Origin of the sequence: Flavobacterium terrisoli (assembly GCF_030167905.1) — a bacterium.
GTDB lineage: Bacteria > Bacteroidota > Bacteroidia > Flavobacteriales > Flavobacteriaceae > Flavobacterium > Flavobacterium terrisoli.
In genome coordinates this window covers 106,543-132,308 of sequence record NZ_JARGNA010000005.1, presented here as the reverse complement: position 1 = coordinate 132,308, position 25,766 = coordinate 106,543, and the positions used below count along the sequence as shown (strand labels likewise).

At 36.0% G+C, this 25,766-nt stretch carries 32 protein-coding genes; 29 read left to right on the top strand and 3 right to left on the bottom strand.

What is annotated here, in order from left to right:
- Nucleotides 1-19: 19 nt before the first annotated feature.
- From P1K33_RS08135 to P1K33_RS08080, 12 genes are all read left to right on the top strand, one after another.
- Nucleotides 20-715 (top strand): rhodanese-like domain-containing protein, encoded by a 696-nt coding sequence (locus P1K33_RS08135; protein WP_284652437.1) that lies wholly within the window; start codon nucleotides 20-22, stop codon nucleotides 713-715.
- Nucleotides 716-719: 4 nt separating this feature from the next.
- Nucleotides 720-1,394, top strand: a complete 675-nt coding sequence (locus P1K33_RS08130) for a DUF2461 domain-containing protein (protein WP_284652436.1) — start codon at nucleotides 720-722, stop codon at nucleotides 1,392-1,394.
- A gap of 6 nt (nucleotides 1,395-1,400) precedes the next feature.
- Nucleotides 1,401-2,468 carry a glycosyltransferase gene (locus tag P1K33_RS08125; RefSeq protein WP_284652434.1) on the top strand — a complete coding sequence of 356 codons (1,068 nt, stop codon included), beginning with the start codon at nucleotides 1,401-1,403 and terminating at the stop codon, nucleotides 2,466-2,468.
- A gap of 4 nt (nucleotides 2,469-2,472) precedes the next feature.
- On the top strand, nucleotides 2,473-4,320 hold the full coding sequence (asnB, locus tag P1K33_RS08120; protein ID WP_284652432.1) for an asparagine synthase (glutamine-hydrolyzing): 1,848 nt from the start codon (nucleotides 2,473-2,475) through the stop codon (nucleotides 4,318-4,320).
- A 44-nt stretch (nucleotides 4,321-4,364) separates the two neighbouring features.
- Entirely contained in the window at nucleotides 4,365-5,378 is a 1,014-nt protein-coding gene (gene murB, locus P1K33_RS08115; protein ID WP_284652631.1) for a UDP-N-acetylmuramate dehydrogenase, read from the top strand.
- A gap of 1 nt (nucleotide 5,379) precedes the next feature.
- Nucleotides 5,380-6,105, top strand: a complete 726-nt coding sequence (locus P1K33_RS08110) for a phytanoyl-CoA dioxygenase family protein (RefSeq protein ID WP_284652431.1) — start codon at nucleotides 5,380-5,382, stop codon at nucleotides 6,103-6,105.
- A gap of 4 nt (nucleotides 6,106-6,109) precedes the next feature.
- The gene (locus P1K33_RS08105) at nucleotides 6,110-6,616 is read left to right on the top strand and encodes a GNAT family N-acetyltransferase (protein ID WP_284652430.1); all 507 of its coding nucleotides are present in this window, start codon (nucleotides 6,110-6,112) and stop codon (nucleotides 6,614-6,616) included.
- A gap of 2 nt (nucleotides 6,617-6,618) precedes the next feature.
- The gene (locus P1K33_RS08100; RefSeq protein ID WP_284652428.1) at nucleotides 6,619-7,230 is read left to right on the top strand and encodes an FMN-binding negative transcriptional regulator; all 612 of its coding nucleotides are present in this window, start codon (nucleotides 6,619-6,621) and stop codon (nucleotides 7,228-7,230) included.
- A 77-nt stretch (nucleotides 7,231-7,307) separates the two neighbouring features.
- The gene (locus P1K33_RS08095) at nucleotides 7,308-8,414 is read left to right on the top strand and encodes a glycosyltransferase (RefSeq protein WP_284652426.1); all 1,107 of its coding nucleotides are present in this window, start codon (nucleotides 7,308-7,310) and stop codon (nucleotides 8,412-8,414) included.
- A complete protein-coding gene (locus tag P1K33_RS08090) occupies nucleotides 8,405-8,956 on the top strand; it encodes an RNA polymerase sigma factor (RefSeq protein ID WP_284652424.1) in 552 nt (183 codons plus the stop codon). The genes P1K33_RS08095 and P1K33_RS08090 overlap by 10 nt, the downstream gene beginning before the upstream one ends.
- Before the next feature lie 174 nt (nucleotides 8,957-9,130).
- On the top strand, nucleotides 9,131-9,979 hold the full coding sequence (locus P1K33_RS08085; protein WP_284652423.1) for an energy transducer TonB: 849 nt from the start codon (nucleotides 9,131-9,133) through the stop codon (nucleotides 9,977-9,979).
- A 118-nt stretch (nucleotides 9,980-10,097) separates the two neighbouring features.
- Complete coding sequence (locus P1K33_RS08080) at nucleotides 10,098-11,321, top strand: serine hydrolase domain-containing protein (protein ID WP_284652422.1); 1,224 nt, start codon at nucleotides 10,098-10,100, stop codon at nucleotides 11,319-11,321.
- Between the two features lie 3 nt (nucleotides 11,322-11,324).
- Here the strand turns inward: P1K33_RS08080 and P1K33_RS08075 are convergent, their stop codons facing one another.
- Nucleotides 11,325-12,164, bottom strand: coding sequence for a CvfB family protein (locus tag P1K33_RS08075; protein ID WP_284652421.1), 840 nt, complete (start codon nucleotides 12,162-12,164; stop codon nucleotides 11,325-11,327).
- Between the two features lie 116 nt (nucleotides 12,165-12,280).
- Between P1K33_RS08075 and P1K33_RS08070 the strand changes: the two genes are divergently transcribed.
- From P1K33_RS08070 to P1K33_RS08060, 3 genes are read left to right on the top strand one after another with little or no spacing between them, the layout of a single operon-like run.
- On the top strand, nucleotides 12,281-12,775 hold the full coding sequence (locus P1K33_RS08070; RefSeq protein ID WP_284652420.1) for an RNA polymerase sigma factor: 495 nt from the start codon (nucleotides 12,281-12,283) through the stop codon (nucleotides 12,773-12,775).
- Nucleotides 12,776-12,780: 5 nt separating this feature from the next.
- Nucleotides 12,781-13,419, top strand: coding sequence for a DUF8845 family protein (locus P1K33_RS08065; protein ID WP_284652419.1), 639 nt, complete (start codon nucleotides 12,781-12,783; stop codon nucleotides 13,417-13,419).
- Nucleotide 13,420: 1 nt separating this feature from the next.
- On the top strand, nucleotides 13,421-14,278 hold the full coding sequence (locus P1K33_RS08060; RefSeq protein ID WP_284652418.1) for a TraB/GumN family protein: 858 nt from the start codon (nucleotides 13,421-13,423) through the stop codon (nucleotides 14,276-14,278).
- 37 nt (nucleotides 14,279-14,315) lie between these two features.
- On the opposite strand, the gene P1K33_RS08055 is transcribed toward P1K33_RS08060, so the two are convergent.
- The gene (locus P1K33_RS08055) at nucleotides 14,316-14,792 is read right to left on the bottom strand and encodes a hypothetical protein (protein ID WP_284652417.1); all 477 of its coding nucleotides are present in this window, start codon (nucleotides 14,790-14,792) and stop codon (nucleotides 14,316-14,318) included.
- An 85-nt stretch (nucleotides 14,793-14,877) separates the two neighbouring features.
- Complete coding sequence (locus P1K33_RS08050; protein WP_284652415.1) at nucleotides 14,878-15,234, bottom strand: hypothetical protein; 357 nt, start codon at nucleotides 15,232-15,234, stop codon at nucleotides 14,878-14,880.
- Nucleotides 15,235-15,411: 177 nt separating this feature from the next.
- Between P1K33_RS08050 and xerA the strand changes: the two genes are divergently transcribed.
- The 14 genes from xerA (at nucleotide 15,412) to P1K33_RS07980 (ending at nucleotide 25,699) form a co-directional block, all read left to right on the top strand.
- Nucleotides 15,412-16,455 (top strand): site-specific tyrosine recombinase/integron integrase, encoded by a 1,044-nt coding sequence (gene xerA, locus P1K33_RS08045; RefSeq protein ID WP_284652414.1) that lies wholly within the window; start codon nucleotides 15,412-15,414, stop codon nucleotides 16,453-16,455.
- 123 nt (nucleotides 16,456-16,578) lie between these two features.
- Complete coding sequence (locus tag P1K33_RS08040) at nucleotides 16,579-17,097, top strand: hypothetical protein (protein WP_284652413.1); 519 nt, start codon at nucleotides 16,579-16,581, stop codon at nucleotides 17,095-17,097.
- Between the two features lie 154 nt (nucleotides 17,098-17,251).
- Nucleotides 17,252-18,151, top strand: a complete 900-nt coding sequence (locus tag P1K33_RS08035; protein ID WP_284652412.1) for a hypothetical protein — start codon at nucleotides 17,252-17,254, stop codon at nucleotides 18,149-18,151.
- A 170-nt stretch (nucleotides 18,152-18,321) separates the two neighbouring features.
- Complete coding sequence (locus P1K33_RS08030; protein ID WP_284652411.1) at nucleotides 18,322-18,600, top strand: hypothetical protein; 279 nt, start codon at nucleotides 18,322-18,324, stop codon at nucleotides 18,598-18,600.
- Between the two features lie 170 nt (nucleotides 18,601-18,770).
- A complete protein-coding gene (locus tag P1K33_RS08025) occupies nucleotides 18,771-19,511 on the top strand; it encodes a hypothetical protein (RefSeq protein ID WP_284652410.1) in 741 nt (246 codons plus the stop codon).
- 160 nt (nucleotides 19,512-19,671) lie between these two features.
- Complete coding sequence (locus P1K33_RS08020) at nucleotides 19,672-20,064, top strand: hypothetical protein (RefSeq protein ID WP_284652409.1); 393 nt, start codon at nucleotides 19,672-19,674, stop codon at nucleotides 20,062-20,064.
- Nucleotides 20,065-20,232: 168 nt separating this feature from the next.
- Complete coding sequence (locus P1K33_RS08015) at nucleotides 20,233-20,688, top strand: hypothetical protein (RefSeq protein WP_284652407.1); 456 nt, start codon at nucleotides 20,233-20,235, stop codon at nucleotides 20,686-20,688.
- 167 nt (nucleotides 20,689-20,855) lie between these two features.
- Nucleotides 20,856-21,176 carry a hypothetical protein gene (locus P1K33_RS08010; protein ID WP_284652406.1) on the top strand — a complete coding sequence of 107 codons (321 nt, stop codon included), beginning with the start codon at nucleotides 20,856-20,858 and terminating at the stop codon, nucleotides 21,174-21,176.
- Between the two features lie 25 nt (nucleotides 21,177-21,201).
- Entirely contained in the window at nucleotides 21,202-21,852 is a 651-nt protein-coding gene (locus P1K33_RS08005) for a hypothetical protein (protein ID WP_284652405.1), read from the top strand.
- 225 nt (nucleotides 21,853-22,077) lie between these two features.
- On the top strand, nucleotides 22,078-22,425 hold the full coding sequence (locus tag P1K33_RS08000) for an FEKKY domain-containing protein (protein WP_284652403.1): 348 nt from the start codon (nucleotides 22,078-22,080) through the stop codon (nucleotides 22,423-22,425).
- 164 nt (nucleotides 22,426-22,589) lie between these two features.
- Nucleotides 22,590-22,976: a hypothetical protein gene (locus P1K33_RS07995; RefSeq protein ID WP_284652402.1), complete on the top strand. Its 387-nt coding sequence runs from the start codon at nucleotides 22,590-22,592 to the stop codon at nucleotides 22,974-22,976.
- Nucleotides 22,977-23,159: 183 nt separating this feature from the next.
- Nucleotides 23,160-23,504, top strand: a complete 345-nt coding sequence (locus tag P1K33_RS07990) for a hypothetical protein (RefSeq protein ID WP_284652401.1) — start codon at nucleotides 23,160-23,162, stop codon at nucleotides 23,502-23,504.
- Between the two features lie 171 nt (nucleotides 23,505-23,675).
- Complete coding sequence (locus P1K33_RS07985) at nucleotides 23,676-24,215, top strand: hypothetical protein (protein WP_284652400.1); 540 nt, start codon at nucleotides 23,676-23,678, stop codon at nucleotides 24,213-24,215.
- Between the two features lie 179 nt (nucleotides 24,216-24,394).
- On the top strand, nucleotides 24,395-25,699 hold the full coding sequence (locus P1K33_RS07980; protein ID WP_284652399.1) for a DUF2268 domain-containing putative Zn-dependent protease: 1,305 nt from the start codon (nucleotides 24,395-24,397) through the stop codon (nucleotides 25,697-25,699).
- The last annotated feature ends 67 nt before the right edge of the window (nucleotides 25,700-25,766 follow it).

The window sequence follows — 25,766 nt, the reverse complement described above, 5'->3', positions numbered from 1 at the left end:
AGCTAAAAATCCAAAAGATATGCAATCCAGATTATTTCCCCTGCTATTATTGAGTTTCTTATTCTTAAGTTGTCAGGGACAACCTGCAAAAGAAGTAAAAACCGTTGATGTAAAAGTCTTTGCAGAGAAACTTCACGCCACTACTAATGCGCAATTATTAGACGTCAGAACACCAGAAGAATTCAGCGACGGCCATATTGACAATGCTGTTAACGTGGATTGGAATGGTGATAATTTTGTGGACAAAGCCAATCAATTGGACAAATCCAAGCCGGTTTTTGTGTATTGCAAAATTGGTGGCCGTGGTGCCAAAGCCGCTAATAAATTAGCCGAACTCGGTTTTACGGAAATTTACAATCTGGATGGCGGTATCATGAAATGGAACGCTTCAGGAGAAAACAAACCAGATGACAAAATCATTGGCATGTGCGATCAGGAATACAACGAATTATTGCAATCCAGTGATAAGGTTATGATTGATTTCGGTGCCAAATGGTGTGAACCCTGTAAAAAAATGAAGCCTTATATTGTAAAGCTTCAAACCGAAATGAAAGACCAAATTAAGATTGTCCAACTCGATGCCGATGAGAATAAAACCTTAGTAAAGCAAATGAAATTAGACAGTTTGCCGGTAATCATCGTATATGAAAAAGGGAAAGAAGTTTGGCGCAATTTGGGCTATATCTCGGAAGAAGAATTAAGAAAACACCTGTAGCATTATGATAACCAAAGAAGCACTTCAGTTTCTCGAAGATTTAATCGCCAATAACAATACTGATTGGATGCATGCCAATAAAAAAAGGTATGAAAACTATAAAAAGGACTATCATAATTTCATTGCCTCGCTTTTGGCAGAAATGAAACCATTGGATAAAAGTTTAGAGCCATTGGAAGTCAAAAACTGTACATTCCGAATCAATCGCGACATCCGTTTTTCCAAAGACAAATCGCCTTATAAAACCAATATGGGTGTTTGGTTTACCCAAAATAAATTCAGGAAAAACAGTCCGGGATACTATGTTCACTTCGAAAAAGGGAATTCCTTTATCGCAGGTGGCGTTTGGTGTCCGGAACCCGAAGAATTAAAAAAAATACGTAAAGAAATAGCCTTTTTCCATGATGATTTAGACGCGATTGTCAACGACAAAACGTTCAAAAAAGAGTTTGTAGCAATGACTCGTGACGAAAATAACACTTTGAAAAAAGCACCCAAAGATTTCGAACCCAATCACCCTGCTATTGAATTTTTAAAACTGAAAAGTTTTACGGCATCCAACAAAATTGAGGATGCACTTTTTACTGACAAAGATTTTAGTAAAATAGTAGCTCAAAAATTAATGGCTTTAAAACCTTTAAATGATTTTTTAAACAGAGCGCTGGAAACCGAAGACTAACTCCAAATGGCAAAAAAAAGAATACTGTTTTTGGGCGAAACCTACCGCGCTGATGCTGTCACTTGGATGAATGGTCTCAGGGATTTTGGCGATTTTGAAATCGTTTCCTGGGAACTGCAAACCAAAAGTCATGGATTTTACAGGCTTATTCGAATCCTCGAACTGACCAAAGCCTTTTTAACGATAAAAAGCATAGCCAAAAAATTCAATGCCGATATGGTCATTGCCGAGCGCACAACCAGTTATGGGTGTTTAGCAGCTTTATCCGGAATCAGACCGATTGCGATTGCCCAACAAGGCATTACCGATTTGTGGCCTTTGAATTCGCTTTCCTATCCCTTTAAAAAAATCATCCAAAAATATGCTTATGACAAAGCCGATTTGATCCATGCCTGGGGAAAAGTAATGTCAGATCATATGGAAGCAAGCGGTGTTGATATGAATAAGGTGATGATTTTACCCAAAGGCATCAACCTGGATTTCTTTCAATTTAACGACGCGACTGATAACAAAAAAATCAATGCCATCGTAACCCGTTCCCTTAATCCTGAATACCAGCACGATTTGATTTTAAAGTCATTTGCGCTTCTCAAACAAAAGAATATTCCTTTCAATCTTACGATTATCGGTGATGGAATCGAATTGAAAAAATTACAGTCTCTGGCGGCAGCATTAAACATCTCAACCGAAGTTGATTTTGTCGGAAGGATTGATAATAATGATATTCCGGCTTATTTGCAAAAGTCTAATTTTTACATCAGCATGCCTTCCACTGAAGGCGTTTCGGCATCACTTTTTGAAGCTATGGCTTGTGGCTGTTTCCCAATTGTAAGTGATTTACCCGGAAATCGTCATTGGATAGAACAAAAAGTTAACGGAATACTTGCAACTTTCGAAAATGAGTTTAATTTAGCCGGAGAATTGGAGTGGGCTTTTCAGAATACAGATTTTACCCAAAAGGTAATTATAGCCAACAGGAAATTTGTAGAAGATAATGCCAACTATGAAATCAATATGAAAAAAATTGCCCTCAAATATCACGATTTAATCTCAGATAAATCAACGTCTCTATAGTTATATGTGTGGCATAAATGGAATTTTAAATTTGGATTACAAACCGGTTGATCAAAGTCAATTGGTAAAAATGCGCGATTTACTCGAGCATCGTGGTCCGGATGACAAAGGCATTTTCCTCAACGACAATATCGGTTTAGGACACAGGCGATTATCTATTATTGATACTTCTGCAGCCGGTCACCAACCATTTATTTCTGAAAACGGACGGTATATCATCGTTTTCAATGGTGAAATTTACAATTACCAATCTTTTTATCCCGAATTAAAAAGCAAAGGAATCACTTTGAAATCGGGTTCCGACACTGAAGTATTGCTCTATCTTTTTGAATTGTACGGTATGGAAATGCTGCATCGCCTGAACGGCATGTTTGCCTTTGCTATTTGGGATACTGTCGAAAAGAAACTGACGCTTTGCCGTGACAGAATGGGCGTAAAACCTTTGTATTATTCGATTTATCAAAACACTTTATACTTTGCTTCAGAACAAAAAGCCATTTTTGGCGCCGGAGTTCCATTGGAAATCTCGGAAAACGGTATGGAAGAATACATTTTCAACCGTTTTGTAGCGGGTGAAAACACTTTGTACAATCATATCAAAAAACTGCTACCGGGACATTATATGGTCATTGATGAAAACGGAAAAAGCAGTATTACCAGATGGTGGAATCTGAAAGAACAAATTCAAAACCACAGCCCGATTGTCAATCCGAAAAAATGGTTTGAGGAAACCTTCTTTGACTCGGTGAAACTGCGCATGGTGAGTGATGTTCCTGTTGGTGTTTTACTCAGCGGTGGATTGGATTCCTGTTCTATACTGTCAGCTTTGTACCATCAGGACTTTAAGAATATAGAAACATTCAACATCAGTTTTTCAGAAGCCGAACACAATGAATACCATTTGGCCAAAAAAATAACCGAAGAGTATAATTATATTCTCAATCATACCCAATTGGAGAATGATAATTTGTACCAAACTTTAATTGAGACTTCCTATTTTCAGGACGAACCTTTAATGCATCTCAACGAACCGCATTTGTTGGCTATTGCTAAATTGGCCAAGCCAAAAGTAAAAGTGCTGCTTTCCGGTGAAGGTGCCGATGAATTGATGGGTGGCTATGTTCGTTACAAAGCCTTGAAAAATCCAACATTACTAAAGGTAATTTCACAAATCTCCAAATTTGAAACCTTTAATAAAAGACCGCGTTACGATAAATTATTCCGTTATTCAAAAATCAACAGCGATGCGGATTTGGTTATTTTTAACGGCTCCAATGTATATCCGGAAGACATTAACTTGTTTTACGGCAACAAGAAAAAACCGGAAAACGAATACCGCCATCAGATTTTAAAGGAAGCACAGGAATTGTATCCGAAAAATTTGCAACGCCAGGCACTCTATTTTGACCAACACACTTATTTGTGTTCGCTGTTAGACCGAAATGATCGTTGTACCATGGGAACTTCCATCGAATGCCGTGAGCCATTTTTAGACCAGCGATTGGTTGCCGGATTGGGCACTTTGGAGGACAAATGGATGTTTACCGGAAAGAAAGGAAAATTCATCCTCAAAACCACGATGGAGAACAAACTGCCGCAGGAAATCATCGATTTCAGAAAGATTGGATTGAGTGCGCCCTGGGGAAGTTATCTGCTGAAATTCCCAAGGTTTAATGACGAACTGGAAAATTTTGCCAAAAGCGATATTTTCAATATGCCGTTTATGGAAAACATTGACGGTCAAAAATTGGTAGCCGAAATCAGAAAAGGCAATACCAAAATATTACCTTATGTGATGCCTTTATTTATGCTTCACAAATGGCAAAAACATTACTACACCAAATTCATTTAAAAGGATTGTTTACTTTTGTAAACCATTAAGCCCAATTTTAAATGATGACTATCCAAACCAATTTCTCCCTAAAAAAATACAATACTTTTGGTATCGAAGCCAAAGCCCGACAATTTGTAGCGGTTCACACGGTTGAAGAATTGAAAATTGTTTTACAGGAAAACGCAAACGAGAAAAAATTCATTCTTGGCGGCGGCAGCAATATGTTGTTAACCCAAGATATAGAAGCCTTGGTGATTCATATCGATTTAAAAGGCAGAAGAATATTGAAAGAAGATGACGATTTTGTCTGGGTAGAAAGCATGGCCGGAGAAAACTGGCACGAATTTGTCCTTTGGACGATTGACCAAAACTTTGGCGGATTGGAAAACATGTCCTTAATTCCGGGGAATGTAGGAACCACACCGGTGCAGAATATCGGTGCTTACGGTACCGAAATCAAGGATACTTTTGTGTCGTGTGAAGCGGTGAATATTGCTACGCAAAATATCAAAACTTTCAGCAAAGAAGATTGCCAGTTTGGTTACCGCGAAAGTGTTTTCAAACACGGAGTCAAAGACCAATTTGTGATTACTTCGGTGGTGTTTAAACTAACCAAACGCAATCATAAAATCAATACATCCTATGGCGATATTACCAAGGAACTGGAAAAACAAAACGTCGTTACGCCTACGCTGAAAGATGTTTCCAATGCCGTGATTGCCATTCGCCAGAGTAAATTACCCGATCCAAAAGAACTGGGCAACAGCGGCAGTTTTTTCAAAAACCCGATTATCCCAAAAGCACAATATGAAAAAGCACATGCTTTGCATCCCGAAATGCCGCATTATGTGGTTTCGGAAACCGAAGTCAAAGTGCCGGCCGGCTGGCTGATTGAGCGCGCCGGATTTAAAGGAAAACGTTTTGGTGATGCGGGAATCCATAAGAATCAAGCCTTAGTTTTGGTGAATTACGGCAACGCCACCGGACAGGAAATTTTAGCGGTTTCCAAAGACATACAGGCAACCATTTTAAGAGAATTTGGCATCGCGATTGAAGCTGAAGTGAATGTGATTTAAGATGATAACTATACTTGATAAAGTCAAAACCGAATTAAACGAATTAGGATTTTCAATAGTCGACAATGTCTATAGTGAAACTGAAATTCAATCGATTGCTAATTTTATAAATGGTTTAGACACATCAAATCCTATTTTCAGAAAGACAGACGACTTATTTGCCATTCGGCAATTCGTTAAGGAATTCCCTGAAATCAAATCGCTTCTATTCAATAATAATTTGAAAAAAATCATTGAGGAAGTTGGCGGTGACAATTGTTTTGTAGTAAAGTCAATCTATTTTGATAAACCCGAAAAATCAAATTGGTTTGTTGCTTATCATCAGGATTTAACTATTTCTGTCGATAAAAAAACAGAAACCGAAGGTTTTGGTCCGTGGACCGTTAAACAGAATCAGTTTGCTGTTCAACCTACTTTGGCCATTCTGGAAAATATTTTTACTATCCGGATTCATTTAGATGATACAGATGAAAATAATGGTGCCTTGAAAGTGATTGATAAATCACACGCCAAATCAATTTACAGACCGGAAACCATCAATTGGAACCTTGAAAAGGAAACGATTTGCAGTGTAAATTCCGGTGGCATAATGTTGATGAAACCATTACTTTTACATGGTTCAAACAGAACGCAAAACAATAAGAAACGAAGAGTAATTCATATTGAATTTTCAAATATGGCATTACCAGAGAATCTCAATTGGTCAGAATACAGCACTTTAAATTAATAAAATGAAACCTATCATAGAAACCGAACGCTGTTACCTCCGTGAATTATCCGTTGGTGATGCACAACATTTTTATGATTTAAATGCCGACCCAGAAGTTATCAAATTTACCGGTGACAAAGCTTTCTCAACAGTAGCCGAAGCCAGATCATTTCTGGAAAATTACAGCCAATATGAGCAATACGGTTATGGTCGTTGGATGGTGATTGACAAAAAAAGTGATGCGTTTTTAGGTTGGTGTGGTTTGAAATACTCACCCGATTTGGATGAAGTTGACCTGGGTTTTCGTTTCTTCAGAAAATATTGGACCCAAGGTTACGCTACCGAAACAGCCAAAGCCTGCATTGATTATGGCTTTAATCAGTTGCAGCTTTCCAAAATTGTCGGAAGAGCCATGGAACTGAATGTTGGTTCGATAAAAGTATTAGAAAAAATAGGCATGACATTCGTCGGCAAATTTGAATTTCATTTACACGACGGCGTTTTATACCAAATTGAAAATAAAAAATAACGATGTATATACCCGAACTATATAAAAACGAAAATCAGGAAGACATTCAAAACTTTCTGCATCAAAACGGCTTTGCGATTTTGGTCAATCAAACCAATGGAAAATTGTGGGCAACGCATACACCGCTGATTTTAGACACCAATGCCGACGGAAAACAAATTTTGGTCGGGCATATTTCCAAAGCCAATCCACAGGCGGAAAGTTTTAAAACCAATGACGAAGTGCTGGCCATTTTTCAAGGTGTGCATACCTACATTTCCTCTTCCTGGTATGACCATGAAAATGTGCCAACGTGGAATTACCTGGCTGTTCATGTTTACGGGAAAGTGACGCTTTACAATCATGAGCAAGCGGTCAATTCGCTTAAAAAGTTGGTTGATAAATACGAAGCCAAATCGGAAAAACCCGTTCGTGTCGAAAATCTATCCGAAAAAACGATGCGCGAAGCCCGAGGCATTGTTGCTTTCGAAATTGAAATTACCGGTATTGAAGCCAAGAAAAAGCTGTCCCAAAACCGCGATGACAAAAACTACCAAAACATCATCACCGAACTGGAAAAAACCAATGACAGTCAGGCAATTGCCATAGCCGAAGAAATGAAAAAAAACCGTTAGGAATTTGTTCAAAATCCCTTGACTATTGGCGTTAGAATACCTACATTTGCAATCCTTTTTAATGTCGAAAAAAGCCTATGTTATTAACTCTATTCTGTCTGTTCATTGCGGTTGTTGTTGTTCAATTCATCTATTATATTGTAGTTTTTGGCAAATTTTCATTTGCTAAACCACAAACGGCAACGCCAAATAGAATCCCTATTTCAGTAATTGTTTGCGCCAAAAATGAAGAAGAAAACGTAAAAAAGTTTGTGCCGCTTTTGGCCGAACAAAACTACCATACTTTTGAAATTGTTTTGATTGACGATGCTTCAAGTGATAACACTTTGGAACTTTTTGAAGAATTTGAAAAGCAGTATTCCAATGTCAAATTGGTTAAGGTTGAAAACAACGAAGCCTTTTGGGGTAATAAAAAATTCGCCTTAACTCTTGGAATCAAAGCCGCCAAATATGAATACCTATTGTTCACCGATGCCGATTGTTATCCAAACTCAAAAGAATGGATTGCCAATATGAGCGCCCAGTTCACGCCTCAGAAGAACATTGTTCTGGGTTATGGTGCATATGAAAAAATAGCCAATTCCTTTTTGAATAAAATCATCCGCTTTGAAACTTTATTGACAGCAACCCAATTTTTTGCCTGGGCCAAAATCGGGAAACCGTATATGGGCGTAGGACGCAATATGGCTTACAAACGCGAGGAATTTTTCAAGGTAAGAGGATTTATGGATCATATGAAATTGCGTTCCGGAGATGACGATTTGTTTATCAACCAAGCTGCGACCTCCGACAACACTGCGGTTTGTTATATGCAGGACAGCTTTACCTATTCGGAACCAAAAACTTCCTTTAAAGAATGGTTTACCCAAAAACGCCGTCATGTATCGACTGCCAAGCATTATAAAATGTTCGACAGAAACCAGTTGAGCATCTTCTATGCTTCTCAATTGTTGTTTTTGTTGCTGCCGATTGTGCTTTTAGCATTCCAGTTTCAATGGATTGCTGTAGTCAGCATTATCGGTTTCCGATATTTATTTGCGTGGTTAGCCATGGGATTTGCAGCGGGTAAATTAAAAGAAAAAGATGTGATGTATTGGTTCCCAATAATAGAAATTGTTTTAATTTTCACCCAATTGAACGTATTCATCACCAATACGTTCTCAAAACCGGTACATTGGAAATAAACAAATACATAGAGATGGCTAAGAAAGGCGACCAGGTTGCCTTTACTTATTTGCTCGACCATTACTGGAACGAAGTGTATGGCTTTATGCTTAAACGCACCGAAAACGAAACCGATTCGGAAGACATTACCATCGAAACCTTCTCTAAAGCCTTTGACAAAATCGCCACTTACAATCCCGAATTCCAATTCAACACCTGGCTGATTGCCATTGCCAAAAATGTCCATATTGATTTGCTTCGCAAAAAGAAATCAACGCTTTTTGTTGAAATCACCGATGAGGAAGATCAACAGGCTTATAATGTTGCCGATAGTTCTCCATCTGCCGAAGATGAATTGATTACCGAACAAAACTTATCCCGCCTACTCCAATTCATCAAAGAATTGAAACCGCACTATCAGGAAGTGATTCAGCTTCGCTATTTTCAGGAAATGAGTTATCAGGAAATTGCCGAACAGTTGAACGAACCGTTGAGCAACGTTAAAATCAAATTGCTTCGCGCCAAAAAACTCTTGGCAGAAATCATCGAGAGCAAAAAATAATTCTGATTTTTTTTTTTTCAAAATTTATCTGAACCTTCCCAACCTTTTAAGGGAAAACATCATCTATATAATAAATATTTAACATTATTTATACTATTTTGATGTTTGCTGCGTTATATAATTAAACACCTTGCTTATGTAGTATAAATACTTAACTCTAAAACCATATAAATTATGTCAAACGTTAGTATTTATGAAAAAAACTGGATAGATCTGGTTTTTGATGGCAAAAACAAAGCCTATGGCGCGTATCAATTGCGTCAGGAAAATTCTAAAACTTCTTTAATAGCCCTAATAAGTGGCATCACCTTTTTTTGCGGTGCCATTGGTCTCGGCCTATTTCTAACTTCTTTTGGCGATGCCGCAAAAGAGCTTCCCGGTAATCCGGATGTTATCATCCAGGTTGATGCCTATAATTATCCGCCGGAGAAAAACGAAGAACCTAAAAGCGACATTGTAGTGCCACCGGTAGAAGACGAACCAACAGAAAAGGTAACTTCCAAGGATTTAGTTGATCCTGTTATTGTAAAATCAACAGACAATCCTGATGACATTACCAAAAATGTAGACCTGGGCAAAAGAAATGATGATCCAAATCCTAATGGCGGCGATTCAAAAGGAAACCTTACCCCTGTAAATACAGGCGGTAGTCCAACCGGTACAGGTAAAGAAGGTGGTGATGGTAAAGGAAAAGGTCCTGGCCCTGTGGTAACTACCAACAATTTAGATGTACTTCCTGAATACCCAGGTGGAATGCCAGCATTCTATAAATATGTACAACGAACCTTTACACGTCCTGAAATTGATGACAGCGGAGAAATATCGATGAGTGTTATCATGTCATTTGTGATTGAAAAAGACGGAACACTAACCGATATCAAAGCCATCCGCAGTACTGACCCAAATATGGAAAAAGAAGCCATCAGAATCCTGAGAGCTTTAAAAGTAAAATGGACTCCCGGCATGAAAGACGGAGAACCGGTGAGAACCTTATTTATGTTACCAATAAAAGTTAAAATTTAATTCCTTAAAACCGCCTCAATCCAGAGGCGGTTTTTTGTTAACAAAAGTTGTAAAAGATTAACACGGATTTAGATTTTTTGGGTTTTAATTTCGGCTAAATATTGGTATTATTGCAATCATGAAGATTACGCTGATTTCCATTTTTCTAACCACACTACTCTACTTTTCCGGTCCGACAACCGGAAACCGATATTCGTATTCGGATGGCAGTCAAAGCCATGACAGTACACTGATTACCATTCCGTTTAACATCAAATTTGGTAAGGTTTCAGAAGAATACATCAACGAAAAAAAATCAAAAATTGATTCGTTTTATCAAAAAAACATTAATTCACTTTACTATAGCGGAAGTTTTATTGTGGCCAAAAACGGCCGCATCATTTATGAAGATTATAAAGGTTTGGCTAACACCAAAACCGGCAGAAAAATTGATGCTAATACTTCGATTCACCTGGCTTCTGTGAGTAAGGTATTAACCGCAACTGCCATCCTGAAACTGGTTCAGGGTGACAACATCATGCTCGACCAGAAAGTCACCGATTGGATTCCGAAATTCCCCTATAAGAACACCACCATCAGAACGCTGCTCAATCACAGAAGCGGTTTGCCACATTACTCCAACTTTCCGGGCATTATGAAAAAAGGCTGGAACCGAAAAAAGGTTTTGACCAATCAGGATATTTTGGATTTGATGGTCAAGCAAAAATTCAGACCGATATTTGCCGACAATGCCCGATTTGATTATTGCAACACCAATTATGTGATTTTGGCACTCATCATTGAAAGAGCCACCGGCCAGAACTATCGCGATGCCATGCAAACCCTGATTTTCAAACCGCTTGGCATGAAAAATACTTTTGTGTTCAATTATGAAACCGACAGGGACACCGTTTGCAAATCATACCGATCGAGTACTATTTTCCCTTGGGATCAATATGATAATTTGTATGGTGATAAAAACATCTATTCCACACCGAGAGATTTGGTGAAGTTTGACTTAGCCACTTATTCTCCTGATTTTATCAAACCCGAATTATTGCAGGAAGCCTACTTTGGTTATAGCGCCGGCAAAGTTGCCAAGCCAATTAAGGATTATGGTTTGGGAATGCGCATGCGTTTTTTACCACCAAACGGCGAAAAAATGGTGTACCACAACGGCTGGTGGCATGGCAATAATACTTCCTTTATACCGGTAAAAAAAGATACCGTAACGGTTATTTGTTTGGGGAATAAATACTCCAACAGGCCTTATGCTACCTTGAGTATGGTAAGCAGCCTTTTTTATAAAAAGAAAACTGAAATAGAAACTCCGGTGCCAACGGAACTCGAACTGGGAGAATAAACTTTAGATGGTTATTTCCTTTACCAGGTAAATCCCGTCTTCCTTAATCTCGATGCGCTTTTCCTTGTAAAGCGCTCCAATGGCTTTCTTAAAGGTCTTTTTACTCATCTTTAGTACGGTTTTGATGTCTTCTGGATGACTGTTGTCCGTCAATCTTAAAAAGCCGCGGCTGGCTCTCAGTTCATACAGGATTTTCTCGGCATTGGGTTCCACATTGCTGTAACCGAATTTGTGCAGCGTAACATCAATCTTATTATCAGGGCGGATGTTTTTGATATAACCGGTCATTCGGTCTCCGGTTCGGATATCGTCATACACCTGATCTTTATAGAGCAAACCTTTGTGTTGGTCATTGATGATAACATTAATCCCAACTTCGGTAATATGCGAAATGATTAAATCAACTTCATCACCAACGGCAACGGTCAGATTCTCATTGCTCAAAAACTGATTGGTTTTACTCGATGCCACAATCCTGTTGGTTTTCTCATCGATATAGGCAAAGACCAAATAACGTTTTCCTTTTTCCATTGGGCGCGCTTGTTCCTTAAATGGAACAAACAAATCTTTTTCCAATCCCCAATCCAAAAAAGCACCAAACTTATTGACAAAGTTGACGCGCAATAAGCCAAATTCATCCATCAGTATATAAGGTTCCAATGTCGTAGCCACCGGTCTTTCTTCATGGTCAAGGTAAACAAACACTATGATTTCATCCCCGATAGTATACTCCTTTGGAACATATTTCACCGGAAGCAATACATCGGCAGTACCATCGGTTAAAAAAAGTCCAACTTTGGTTTCGCGTGCAATCGTAAGTGTATTGTAGTGCCCTATTTTCATTTTTGTGCTTGTAATTTAGGTTACAAAGATAAGGAAATTAGAAACTTGAATTTGTATAATAAAAAATGTAGTTTTACTAAGTGTAACAAAACAACCGCTTGCACTACTAACGAGCTATGAGTGACAACTTAGAACAATCATTTGTAAAACAGCTAAAGGAAAACCAGAACATTATCCACAAGATATGTCGGTTATACACCAATGGCGAAGATGCACACAATGACTTGTTTCAGGAAATTACCATTCAGCTTTGGAAAGCGTTCCCAAAATTTAGAGGTGAATCTAAATTTTCGACCTGGGCTTATCGCGTAGCGCTGAATACTGCAATTACACTCTACAGAAAAAATACCAGAACCGTAGCAACGGTTACTTACGAAGGACAAAAACATTTCTTAAGTCAGGAAGATTACAATTTAGAAGAAGAAGAACAAATCAAGTTGATGTACCAGGCGGTGCAACAGTTGAATGATATTGAAAAAGCTTTGGTGTTTCTCTATCTTGAAGATAAGGATTACACCGAAATATCGGAGACATTGGGGATCAGTGAAGTCAATGCACGAGTGAAAATGAACAGAATCAAAGGAAAATTAAAAAAAATATTAAATCCCTAAGGAATATGGATGAGTTGGATTTATTAAAAAAAGCCTGGAAAAAGGATACCCATTCTTTTGAGCAGGTTACGGAAAGTGAGATTTACAACATGCTGCATAAGAAATCATCATCTATTGTAAAATGGATATTGGTTATTAGCGTATTGGAATTTGCGGCATGGGCCTTGGTCAACATATTGTTTAATACTGATGAGGCCATTAAGAGTCTGCACGCCGAGAACTTTTCAATTTATTTGAAAGCGTTCACCTATCTCAATTATGTTGTTGTTGTTGGGTTTATTTATTGTTTTTATAAAAACTACACTAAAATCTCTACGATAACCTCAACCAAACAGTTGATGCAGGATATTTTAAGAACGCGTAAGACCGTACAATACTATGTTTGGTATAATCTGAGCATGATATTTGTCAGTACCATTATGGGCTTTGTGATGGCTTTTGTTTACAATCCTAAAATGAATGCGCTAAAAGACAAGATTGCCCACGAAGACAGTTATCGTACCTTATCGATTACGATTTGCATCATTATCTTAACCACAGTGGTCTTTGTTGGAATCTTCTGGTTGTTCTACCGCTTACTTTACGGCATACTGTTGCGTAAATTACAAGGCAATTACAAAGAGCTTAAAAAAATCGACTTATAACATGAAAAAAATAGCCCTGCTTCTACTCGCCTTATTGGCTGGTTTTGCTAATGCCCAAACCAACAAGAATAACACCTTGTTGTGGAAAATATCAGGCAATGGCCTTTCCAAACCGTCTTATTTATTTGGAACCATTCACATCACTTGTGATGCTACATTGTCTGCGAAAGTTAAAACTGCACTCGATAATACCCAGCAATTGTGTTTGGAACTGGATATGGATGATCCCAATATGCAGGGCGAAATGATGATGAAAATGATGATGAAAGACGGCGTTACGATGAAATCATTGGCTTCAGCAGAAGACTTTAAAATTGTGGATGATTTTTTGAAAGCCGAAGTGGGCTTTTCTGCCGAAATGCTTAATACCGTAAAGCCTTTTATGGTTTCGGCGATGTTGTATCCAAAAATGCTGCCTTGCGAAATGCAATCGGTAGAGACAGAGCTGCAAAAAATAAGCAAAGCCCAGAATGAAGAAGTCATTGGATTGGAAACCGTTTCTGAGCAACTCGATGTGTTTGATGCCATTTCGTATAAAGACCAAATGGACGAATTGGTAAAAACCGCCAAAAGCAATCTGAAAAGAGACACTACAGAAATGAATGCCATGCTCGATATGTACAAATCGGAGAACATTGAAGCGATGGTTGATTTTACTAAAAAATCGGATAATGTGATGACTTCCAAATATGTTGATGAATTGCTCAACAACCGAAACCAAAACTGGATTAGCCGAATTGATAAAATCGCAAAAGAGAAATCAACATTCTTTGGTGTTGGTGCTGCGCACTTAGGTGGAGAAAAGGGTGTGATTGCGCTGCTCCGAAAAGCCGGGTTTAAAGTAGAGCCTGTGAATTAAAGATAATAAAAGCCCTGATTTCTCAGGGCTTTTTCTTTTAAAGATGCTTATTAATCACTTCCTGCCATTGCTCCGCCAATTTGAGTTCTTCATGCGGATACACCGGAACGATATAAGGCTTGTCTCCATCATGGAAAAGAACACCATCATCCTGCGCGGTTCCTTTATTGGACATAAAAATCCATTCTACCTTTTTCAACACATTGCTTCTGCCCTGCGGGTTCCCGATGGCTATGGCGCAATTCTGAATGTTAGTCAAATCGCGGAAAGCGACATAAGGTTCGTTAAGGTTAAAATCCATAAAAAGCAGCCCTCGGTTTTGAGGGTCAAGCGCTAAGGCTTTGCGTTCGTGTGAGGCTACCAACTGAAAGCGGTAACGGTTGTTCTGACTGTATTGGGCAAAAAGGGAGTCAATTTGATTTTGGTCTATTTTCTTGGATTTCAAGACAAAATAGAGCGGTATGGCTATGATCAAAATAAAGACCAGACCAATAATAATTACTGATGTTTCCATGGGTATCATTTTTAAAATAAAGTTGTATCGTTATCCCAAAAGGGAAACGATGAATTGTAATACTGTCGATTAAACGATTACAGCTTTACCAGAAAAAATGATAGGGAAACAAGAAACGGGAAACACTTTTACAGCGATCCGCATCCTGAAGTAAGACTACGGTTGGGCCCACATAGCCCGGAACCAAACGGACGCTTTCATAAAGCCCGATTACCGGATAACCAAGACTAAAAGATTTGGCTTGTTGCTCAGAGATTATTCTTACCGACGGCACCTGAGGTTGCAAACCATCTTTGTGAAGCGTCTCTACGGCTTTATACAGCGTTACGGCTTTGGATTCCTGCTGCTCTCCAAACGGCATCACAGTATTGGCAAAGGCGCTATTACCAAACAGTAATAGTACCCATAACTTACCCAATACTATGAATTGCTTTGCAGACATAGGGCAAAAATAACAATATTAAAACGGGAGCTTGGTAAAATAAAGTTAAAGTGAGTTTGTTTTAGGGATAAGGGCATAGAAAAGATATAAACAGTATAAAAAGAAACAAACCATTATTAATGGCTCTTTTATAATATTAAAGGTTATTTTTCTTACTTTTATAAAAAGATTAACAAGATGCAATGGAGTGCTAAAATGATAACCCATGGTGGTGAGAAACGAATTGCCGTGTCATTTGACAAAGATGAAGTACTGATTGCCAGAATAAAAGCCATAGCCGGTTCAAGATGGAGTCAGTCATTAAAGGTGTGGCATGTGCCCGATACTGATGAGAACCGAAAGCGATTTGGGCTGCCCCTACTCGCTGACACCATGCCCAATGAAGAAGGGTTGAGAGGTTTGGAGAATTTCAGGCGTTGGCTTCGTTCCAAAAGGTATAGCGAAAATACCATCGCAACTTATTTGGATGCTGCCAAATCCTTATTGGCTTTTTACAATCAAAAAGCCATTAGTGAAATTGACAATGACGATTTAATCCTTTACAACAATGATTACATTTTAAAAAAGCAGTTATCGGCTTCGTATCAAAATCAAATCGTTAATGCCATCAAACTGTTTTTTACGACCATCGGCAATCGAAAAGTGGATATTGAAAGGATTCATCGGCCCAAACGCGCCAAGGTATTGCCTAATGTTCTGAGCAAAGAAGAAGTGAAATTAATTCTGGAAGCCCATAGCAATATAAAGCACAAAGCGATGCTGAGTTTGATTTACAGTTGCGGATTGCGGTGTGGTGAATTATTGGCACTGAAACCACAAGACATAGATTCCAAGAGGAATATAGTATTGATTAAAAATGCGAAAGGCAAGAAAGACAGGATAGCGCCATTGAGCCCTAAAATATTGGAAATGCTACGAAGTTATTTTAGGATTTACAAACCGAAGACTTATCTTTTTGAGGGACAAAAAATAGGCCAACCCTATGATGCCCGTAGTTTGCAACAGGTACTAAAGAATGCAGTGGAAAAGGCCAAAATTGATAAGCCGGTGACTTTGCATTGGTTGCGCCACAGCTACGCGACCCATTTGTTGGAAAGCGGCACTGATTTAAGATATATACAGGAACTGTTAGGTCACAGCAGCAGTAAAACGACAGAGATTTATACCCATGTGAGCACGAAGAGTCTTCAACAAATCAAGAGCCCGTTTGATGATTTGTAAAAAAACAATTATATTTGAACATAAAGCGCCACAAAATAGCGCCTATCAACCCAAATTAGGATGTAAACCCGCTACTTTGTAGCGCCTATAAACTAGTTACTGGCAAGCATTAAACCTATCTTCATGAAAGACATTCTTCTTTTAATTTTCATTTTACTTTTCTTTTCATGTAAAAGAGAAGTAAAAACTGAAAACTTAGCGGCAAAAAAAATTGCTAATAAAAAAATTGATACTATTTCTATTTCTAAAACGCATAAGGTCAATAAAATTATTTGCGATTTGGATGGAGACAAAAAGAATGACATTGTAGAAATTGTTCAAAGCACACGAAATAAAAAATCTGGCTTGCGAATAATATTTGGAAATGGAAAAGAAACCAAATATTTCGGAATGGGAAATGATATTTTGGGGCAAGGATTTGATGAACTGGATTGGGTTGGGATTTTTGAGAAAGCACCAAAAGGCGAAGTTTATGCAAATAACGTTGATGAAAATGGAGATATTTTGGCTGAAGATCAAATAAAAGAACAAGACAAAATAAAATTAATTAATGACGGCATTTTTATTCACGCAGAGGAAAGTTGTGGCGGAGGAATTATCTATATGAAAAATGGAGAGTTTGAGTGGATTCAGCAGGAATAAAATGCCAGCCAGTAACAGCGGTTTGGCGCAATTGCTGGTTTTAATTTTTATGTGTTCACGAAAAACGTTTATCTTTAACAGAAAATTATCAGTCCGCTGGCATCGCAACTGCCGCCAAGCCGCGGCACGTTATAGGCCATTTTAACCGAACGACATGAATCGATATAAAAATCAAGATTTAAAAACATACTTCAATAATCTTGGAGAAGATTACATTGCCGAAAAGAACAGACAGCAAGATGAAGAAAACAAACGTGTCCATGAAGACTTCATTAACAACTTAAAAAAAGGAAAGTGCTTTCTTTGTGGAATGAACATGAATTCTTTTAAAGATTCTGTGCATTGCTTCCATTGGTTCACATATCCAAAAGGTATTCGAAAAAAACACTTTGAATCTTATCTAAAAAAACCAATTGGATTTTTTCAACTTGACAGCTATTTTCGTTGGTTAGCAAACAGTGAAGTTTTCTTAACTAATATAAACGATTTGAAAGATGAAACTTCATCAACTTCATATTTAGAGTCTACATTTCGTTATAAAAATCTTGAATGGTCATTTAGTGTTGGAAATACTGATTTAGAAGGTCACGCCGCTGCAAAAGTTGGTGCTGAACCTCATTTTCACATTCAAATGAAAGTTGATAACCAAATTTTTTTAAGATTCAACGATTTTCATATTCCTTTTAGTGATCAAGATCTATTTATGATAGAACTTCAAAAACAAATGGGAAATGAATTACTTATTAATCAAGGTTCACTTAATGCAGGAATGAGTGTGCTTGAAAATGAAGAATTTCTTGAAGAATTAGATAAGGAAATGATTAGAGCTGACGATAGTGCAACAGCTCCATTTAATAGACAAACTATAGTCATCGCACCAGAAGGACAGACGATAAGCGGAGAAATTATACAGCAAGCATATGATGAGAGTATAAGAACAAAAGAGCCGATTTCCAAAATAATCCAAAGACTTGTAAAAGATGCTCAGGTAATTACACATATTTCGCCTGGTGATGGAGTTCCTGAAATGACAAAAAGGAGTGGAAAAAAATAAAAACGGCCTATAACAGCGGTTTCGCGCAATTGTTGGTTTTTACTTTTACGTGTTCACGAAAAACATTTATCTTTAACAGAAAATAATTCGTTCGCTGGCTTCACAACTGTCGCGAAGCCGCGGAACGTTAGCGCTCATTTAATTCCCACGTTTGCACAAAAAGTCTGAAAATGAAAACACGAATTTTTAAAATAAGTTTAGCTTTAACTGCAATTGTTCTAGGTATCATTCTTTACCTTAATTCATCATATTATATTCAAAGTCAGACATGGAAATATAGCAGTGGAATGCACATTGGAGATTGGTTTGATCAAGGTAACATGAAAATGGAAGACGGAATAGTTTATGGTAGCAGCGGAAAAGCAAAGGTAGTTTTCTGTTTTGGTTTCAGACTTTTGATAAAAAATATAGAAACTGGAGAAGAAGGAGTTTATGTAAACCAAGGTTAGAAACCAAGTTTGAAAATTAAACGCGCGCTAACAGCCGTTTGGCATAATAGCTTGTTTTGTTTTAACTTCACTTCTATTCTTCACGAAAATGTTTAACTTTAACCGAAAATAATCAGCTCGCTGACTTCGCTACTACGCCAAGCGGCGGCACGTTAGCAAACATTTTGGAAATGAGAATATTTACAACTATAGTTTTTATATTATTAATTAATATTTTATCGCCTGAAAAAATATTTGAGGGTGAATTGATTTATCATTATAATATGAGAATGAACGAGAAGAATTTTTCTGATTCTAATAAATATTTCGATACTCTCAAAATAACATATAAGAACAAGAATTACATAAAACTAACTAACCAAAAAGATTATGAAAAATCAATTTTTATTGATTCCTTAAAGAAAATCTATGTAATCTATAAAGACAACTGGAGTAAATCAAAAAAACTATCCATGAATGAAGATAATTTGAATTTTGGAAAACTATATAATCAAGAAAACTCTCATTTTGGAAAAATAATTTCTTTATCAAAGTCTGATACAATTATTAATTTCGACAAGAAAGATCATGAATTGAAGAAGCTTTTCGTAAAGAGAGAATATGGAAAAGAAACTTATGTATATTCTGACGCCAATCAATATAAACTAGCTGACAATCGTAATATATTACGGGCCATGGGAGAGCAAATACACCCAAAAGAAATAGCAACTGAATTAAATAACTCAATAATTTACTATTACAAATTGCAAGTTAAAAATACAGAATTATACTCAGAATATAAGTTAGTTGAAATAAAGAATAAGGAAATCGAAAACAGCATTTTTAGTATTCCAAAGCATAAGGATTCTAGAGGTCTTGAAAAAGAAAATAAAAAAAACGGTCGATTTAAATTTTATGAATTGACTGAATAAAAAAAACGTTTGCTAACAGCCGTTTGGCGCAATAGCTCGTTTGTCTTTCTTGGAAAATACTCTGAACTTCTGCATTTCTTATTACATTTTTCTTTAACTTGCTGCTACTACGCCAAGCGGCGGCACGTTAGCAACGATTTACAGAAATATTTTGCAAAAAATGAACAAACAAATAGAACTCACTGATTCCAAAAACCAAATCCAATTTTATGTCCACTTTGGAGTTTTGTTTTTCGCAGTGATTTCCATAATATTTTTAATAGGCAAAAATTATATACAGGCTTCAATCGCCGCACTAGGATTTTTAATAACTGGATTCTTTGTTTTCGTAAAAAAACAGAACTATAAAAGAATCTATTTTGATGAAAATCATCTTTACTTTGATGCCGAAAAAATTTCATTGAAATCTATTAGAGATATAAAAATATCAAAATGGGATAAAAATCATGGTGTATTAAAAATTGAGAAACTTGAGAAAACGGAAAACATATACTTTGCAGGATATTCAAAAAGTAATCTTGAGTTGCTTAAAAGTTTTATAAACCGTTGCTAACAGCAGTTTGCTACAATTGCTAGGCTTGGGTTCTTCCCGAATTTTCTCCGAAAATTCAAAAAGGAGTTTTATATTTGGAATCAACAGTAATAAATCGTCGCAACTGTAGCAATCTGCGGCACGTTATAAGTAAGCCGCTCGACGATTATCTTTAAAAGAACTTTTGAAATGAAAATCACATTTTTGCTTTTATTACTATTATCATTTGAAACTTGTTTTTCACAGAAAAAAGATGAACAGATTGCAGCGGATTATTTTTTTGAAAACATTTTGAAAAAAGAAGAATTAAAGTACCGTAAAATTAAATTTTCAGGTTCGACAGAAAAACAAACTTCAGGGTTGATTTTTAATGCTAGTTGCTTGAATAACGAAGAAAATATAACTATTCAGTCTAATGGCTTCGCAGAAACAGAAGAAGCCATCAAACTCAACACAGAAAACAGAAAATTTGGCTCTGGAAAATCAAAACTTTCAATGCATATTTACCAATCTTTTGAATTAACACCAAAGAAAAAGGTTGTGGTTATATATCTTTTAGAGAAACATGAACATATTTGGTATTATGTTTTAATTATAAGTGATTTAAAAATAATTGATTGGTGTAAAATTACCGCAATAATATAGGAGTACGCGGCCTACTTATAACAGCAGTTTGTAGCAACTGCAAGGTTTGGGTTAGCCGGAAATCCTACCGGATTTCCAAAAAGTTATTTTGTACTTGGAAACATTAGTAATAAATTTATGCAGCTGCTACAATCTGGGGAACGTTATGAGCAATTATTAATCACGCTATGGCAGAATGGACACCGATTTCATTAAGTGAACTTAATATCGAAATTCAAAGAACCGAAAATGATTTGGAAGGAGAAATTATGGAGTTTTGGAAATCAATTAAAGTTGAGCCGAAAAAATGGGCCGAAAAAGAACTGGGTGATGAATGCGGTGGATTTTGGGTAGTTGCAGTTTATAAAAACAAAGTGATTTGGTATAATGACATTGAAGATGGATTTAATATATCAGAGTTTGAAAAGTTTGGAGAAATTAGTGAATATCGTTGCGAACAAGATGAAATAAGTTGGGCTGTTACCAAGTTATTCAATTGGGCAAAATAACTGCTCATAACAGCGGTTTGCAACAATGGCTGGTTCCGATTTTCCTCAGCCGGAAAATCGACAGCCGGAAATTTTGATATCTTTACAACTATACATTAATATCACCGCCACTGCGGCAAGCCGCGGGACGTTATATGCAATGCCTCACATGAAACATCTAAAAATCATAATCGCTTTAATATTCGCATTGAATTGCAACTCAATTTATGCACACAAAGACAGAATTGAAAGACCAAAGATCTACGTATTGTATTTTGCTAAAGAAAGAATTGAAATTAAAAACTCAGAGAAAGTTAAACTTGAAAAGTACGGTGAATTAATAGCAACCAAGAAAAAAAAATTAACCAATGCTGATTTAGTATTCGAAACAGGAGAAGTGGTTTCCTTTGAATTTGTAAACTACAAATGTCAGAAAATAGAAATTGAATATATGAAAAGAAGTCTATTTGTTCCTAAAAATAAAGTTGAAAAGATAACTGGAATAAATTTACTAAGTGTTAACCTGTTATGGTCTGGTGACAAACCCCAAGCATTTAATTCCGAGTATTTTTATATTCAATTTTCAACTGGTAAAACTGAGTTTCCATACTTTCAATTCTTTTTTGAAAAGAATAAATTCTCAGAGAGTTATATTTGGATTGGTAATGAAAACTCATCAAAGGCAAAAAAAATATAGCTGGCACTACATATAACAGCGGTTTCGCGCAATAGCTCGTTAGCATTGCGCCGGAATCCTAACGGATTCCTGAAACCTTGTCTTTCGCTTTATATTTTTTCTTAAATTGCCGCTACAGCGCAAAGCCGCGGAACGTTAGCAACCATTTAGAACATATTTATGAAAACGACAATGTCTATATTTCTGTTCCTTTTCGGATTAAATTGTTTAGCCCAAAATGAAAGATTGACTGATAAACAATATAATGAAAGTGGCGCCGCAAAAATTCATTTTGCGCAAACTGTAGTGGAAGCGGAAAATCTAGCAAATGATGATATAAAAGCTAAAACACCATTTCTTCTATTACAAAGCGGAATTGCTCCAATTGTATATATTGGTGATGAACCGTTTAGAAAATTATATGGTGTAAGTTATTATGATTTTGGTTGCAGCGGAACTGACGAGAAAATATCAACAGCATACAATAATGTCATTCTAAAACATTTATGCTCAACATATGGCAAAAAGTGGAAAAAAGAAATCCGAAAAGATGTTATTGGATATAAGCAATTTAAACGGAAAAACGGTTGCTAACAGCAGTTTGTGATAATTGCGAAGCTTGGGATTATCCCGAGTTTTCTCTGAAAACTCAAAAAGGAATTTTATATTTGTAATCATCAGTAATAAATCGTCGCAACTATCACAATCTGCGGCACGTTAGTAGCTAGTTTTCCTATCCTAACAGCTTATATCTTAAAATGGAACATACTATCAACATAGAAAATAGAAAATGGAAAACTCGAAAGTTTTGGAAGTTGACTTTTTATGTTTTAGTATTTTTCCCGGCACTTTTTATTGTTTCATTACTTACTTTTTACACACATGCTGGATTAATTAATGGATATAGAAACATTTCAGGAATTAATCCGTTCGAATTTAAGTTTTATGACGTTTACCAATATTGCATAATTTACAGTTGGACTGGAACAGTTTTTAGCTTTTTAGCTTGGATAATTATAGCATTAACTTACTTTATAAAAAGAGAGAACGGAATTGAATGGAAATCTTTGTTGATTACTTTTTTCATTTATATAATTGCATTGACATTAGCGCTGTCAAAGATTATGGAATTCGCAATGGATTAAAAAATAATAACTCAAAAAACCAGCTACTAACAGCGGTTAGTGGCCATTGCTGGATTTTCGTGGTTTCACGTTGGTTTTTCACGTAAAAATTCTATCTTAGCTGACAGTACGCAGTTCGCTGGCTTCGCAAAAAACCACTAGCCGCGAAACGTTATAGCCAATTTTATTAGAAACTAAATGCAAATGGAAAAGCCGGAAATATTATTCAAAAGCCATTTCAAAATTTATGTTTTACCGAAAGATAAAATAACGTTTGAAAACGAAATGGAAAAGCAAAACGTTGAATATTATTGTGACGTTGAAAATCAGCCAATGTTTGAAAATGGAATTAGATATTTCATATTAGACGCAGACAGAATAAAGCTTGATAAAATTTTCACAGAAAACGGAATAATTGCGCATACCGAAACAATCCCAACAGCGGATTATCGAGACGAAAAGAAAGCGATGAAGTTGTATCTAAAAGTTGGCGGAATAGTAGTTGGAATAATGATTTTGATAGTAATAATTGACAGTCTAGTGAGATAAAAACTGGCTATAACAGCAGTTTGTAGCAACTGCTAGGTTTGGGTTTGCCGGAAATCCTAGCGGATTTCCAAAAGTTATTTTGTACTTGGAAACTTTAGTTATAAATTTATGCAGCTGCTACAATCTGCGGAACGTTATAGCCAATTTACACAACTATCATCATAAATGACAATGAACAAATTCAAAATATTATTTTTTACTCTTTTGACTATTTGTATTTTGACAGTTATTGTTGCTTTTAATTCATTTGATTACGTTGAAACTAATCTTGCCCATGAGATAACAATGAAATACTTTTCATTACCAATTCTCCTAATTATGTTTCCTGTTTGTTTAATTATATATTTAAAGTTTCTTGTTCAGCATGAAGGGAAAAAGTATACAAAAAAAATATGGACAAACGTTAGAACTATTTTTCGCATTATTACATTAACTATTGGAATGACAGTCGTTTTATATGCAACAACGCTTTCAATTATAATGTTGACAAATGACTCTTTGGGAGAAAATGAAACAATTGTTTTGAATGCCAAGATTGTAGATTATTATTCAATGGAAAGTAGTGGAACGATAAGACATTATATTAAAATACAAGATCCAAAATTAAATCGGAGTGTTAAATTGAAAGTAAATAAACCATATTTAATTGGTGAAAAGTTCAACAAAAAAATGAAAGTTGGATACTGGGGATTATTATACTCAGAAAAATAAAAAACCGTCTGCTAACAGCAGTTTGTAGCAACTGCGTGGCTTGGGCTTCTCCCCGATTTCCTAGAGGAAATCAAAAAGGAATTTTATATTTGGAATCATCAGTAATAAATCGTCGCAACTATTACAAGCGGCGGAACGTTAGTGACTATACCCGCCTAAATTGTGCAAAACAACATCTTATGAAATATAAAATAATCTTAGCAATATGTGTTTTTTCAATATCAATAGGAAAAATACAAGCACAAAATCAAAACATTATCACATCAGACATTGATAACTTTTGGGTTGCATACGATAAAATCGTAACAACAAAAGATACAACCCTACAAAAAGAATACATAACAAAACTATATATTGAAAAAGGAACTTCCGGCTTAACAAACATCATGATTGCAAGGAGATATGATTCAAAATCATATGTTGATGTAATAAATAACTATCCATTGTTTTGGAACTCAATTAGGGAAAACACCTTTAAATCTAAATCGTTATCAAAAGAGCTTGAATTAGGAATTGATAAATTAAAGGCAATATATCCAAACTTAAAACCCGCTAAAATATATTTCACAATTGGAGCGTTTAGAACACCCGGAACAATTATGGATGGTTCAGTATTAATAGGTAGTGAAATGGCACTTGGAGATGAAAACATTGTTTCACATGAATTTCCAAAAAAACTTGATTACTTTACAAATTATTTAAAACAAAATCCGATTAAAAATGTTGTGTTCTTAAATATTCACGAATATGTTCATACACAACAAAAGACAGAAGGAGGCTATGATTTATTATCCCAAAGTTTATTTGAAGGAATTGCTGAATTTATTCCTGTAATAGCACTTTCAACAAAATCTCCAACACCGGCAATTGAATTTGGAAAAGTAAATGATAAAAAAATAAGGAATGCCTTTGAAAATGAAATGTTTTCTTATTGGCATTACAATTGGATTTGGAATGATTTGGAAAATCAGTTTAAAACGAGAGATTTAGGATATTATGTGGGTTATGCAATTGCTGAGAAATATTACAATCAATCAAAAGATAAAAAAGAAGCAATCAGAAAGTTAATTGAACTGGACTTTAACAAGCAAGATGAAATAGAGAAATTTGTCGATAAAACTGAGTACTTTTCGAAATCTATAGATGAATTAAAAAGGAACTTTGAAAATTCAAGACCTTTTGTTACAAGCATCAAAGAATTCAAAAATGGGCAGCAAAATGTAAATCCAACCCTTACAGAGATTACCATAAATTTTTCTCAAGAAATGGATACTCGATTCAGGAGTATGGATTTTGGAAAATTAGGAAAAGAATTTTATCCAAAAATCATTTCTGCTAATTTTTCAGATAATGGAAAATCTGTAACATACATTGTGAAATTAGAGCCAAATAAACAGTATCAGATGTTAGTGACAGACGGTTATAGAAATAAAAGTGCCATTCAGTTAAAACCTTATGAAATTAACTTCAAAACAGCCGAATAAAGCTTATCTACACAATTAAAAACACTGGAAGGAAAAAATATAAATTTAACTATAAAGGCATTAATTT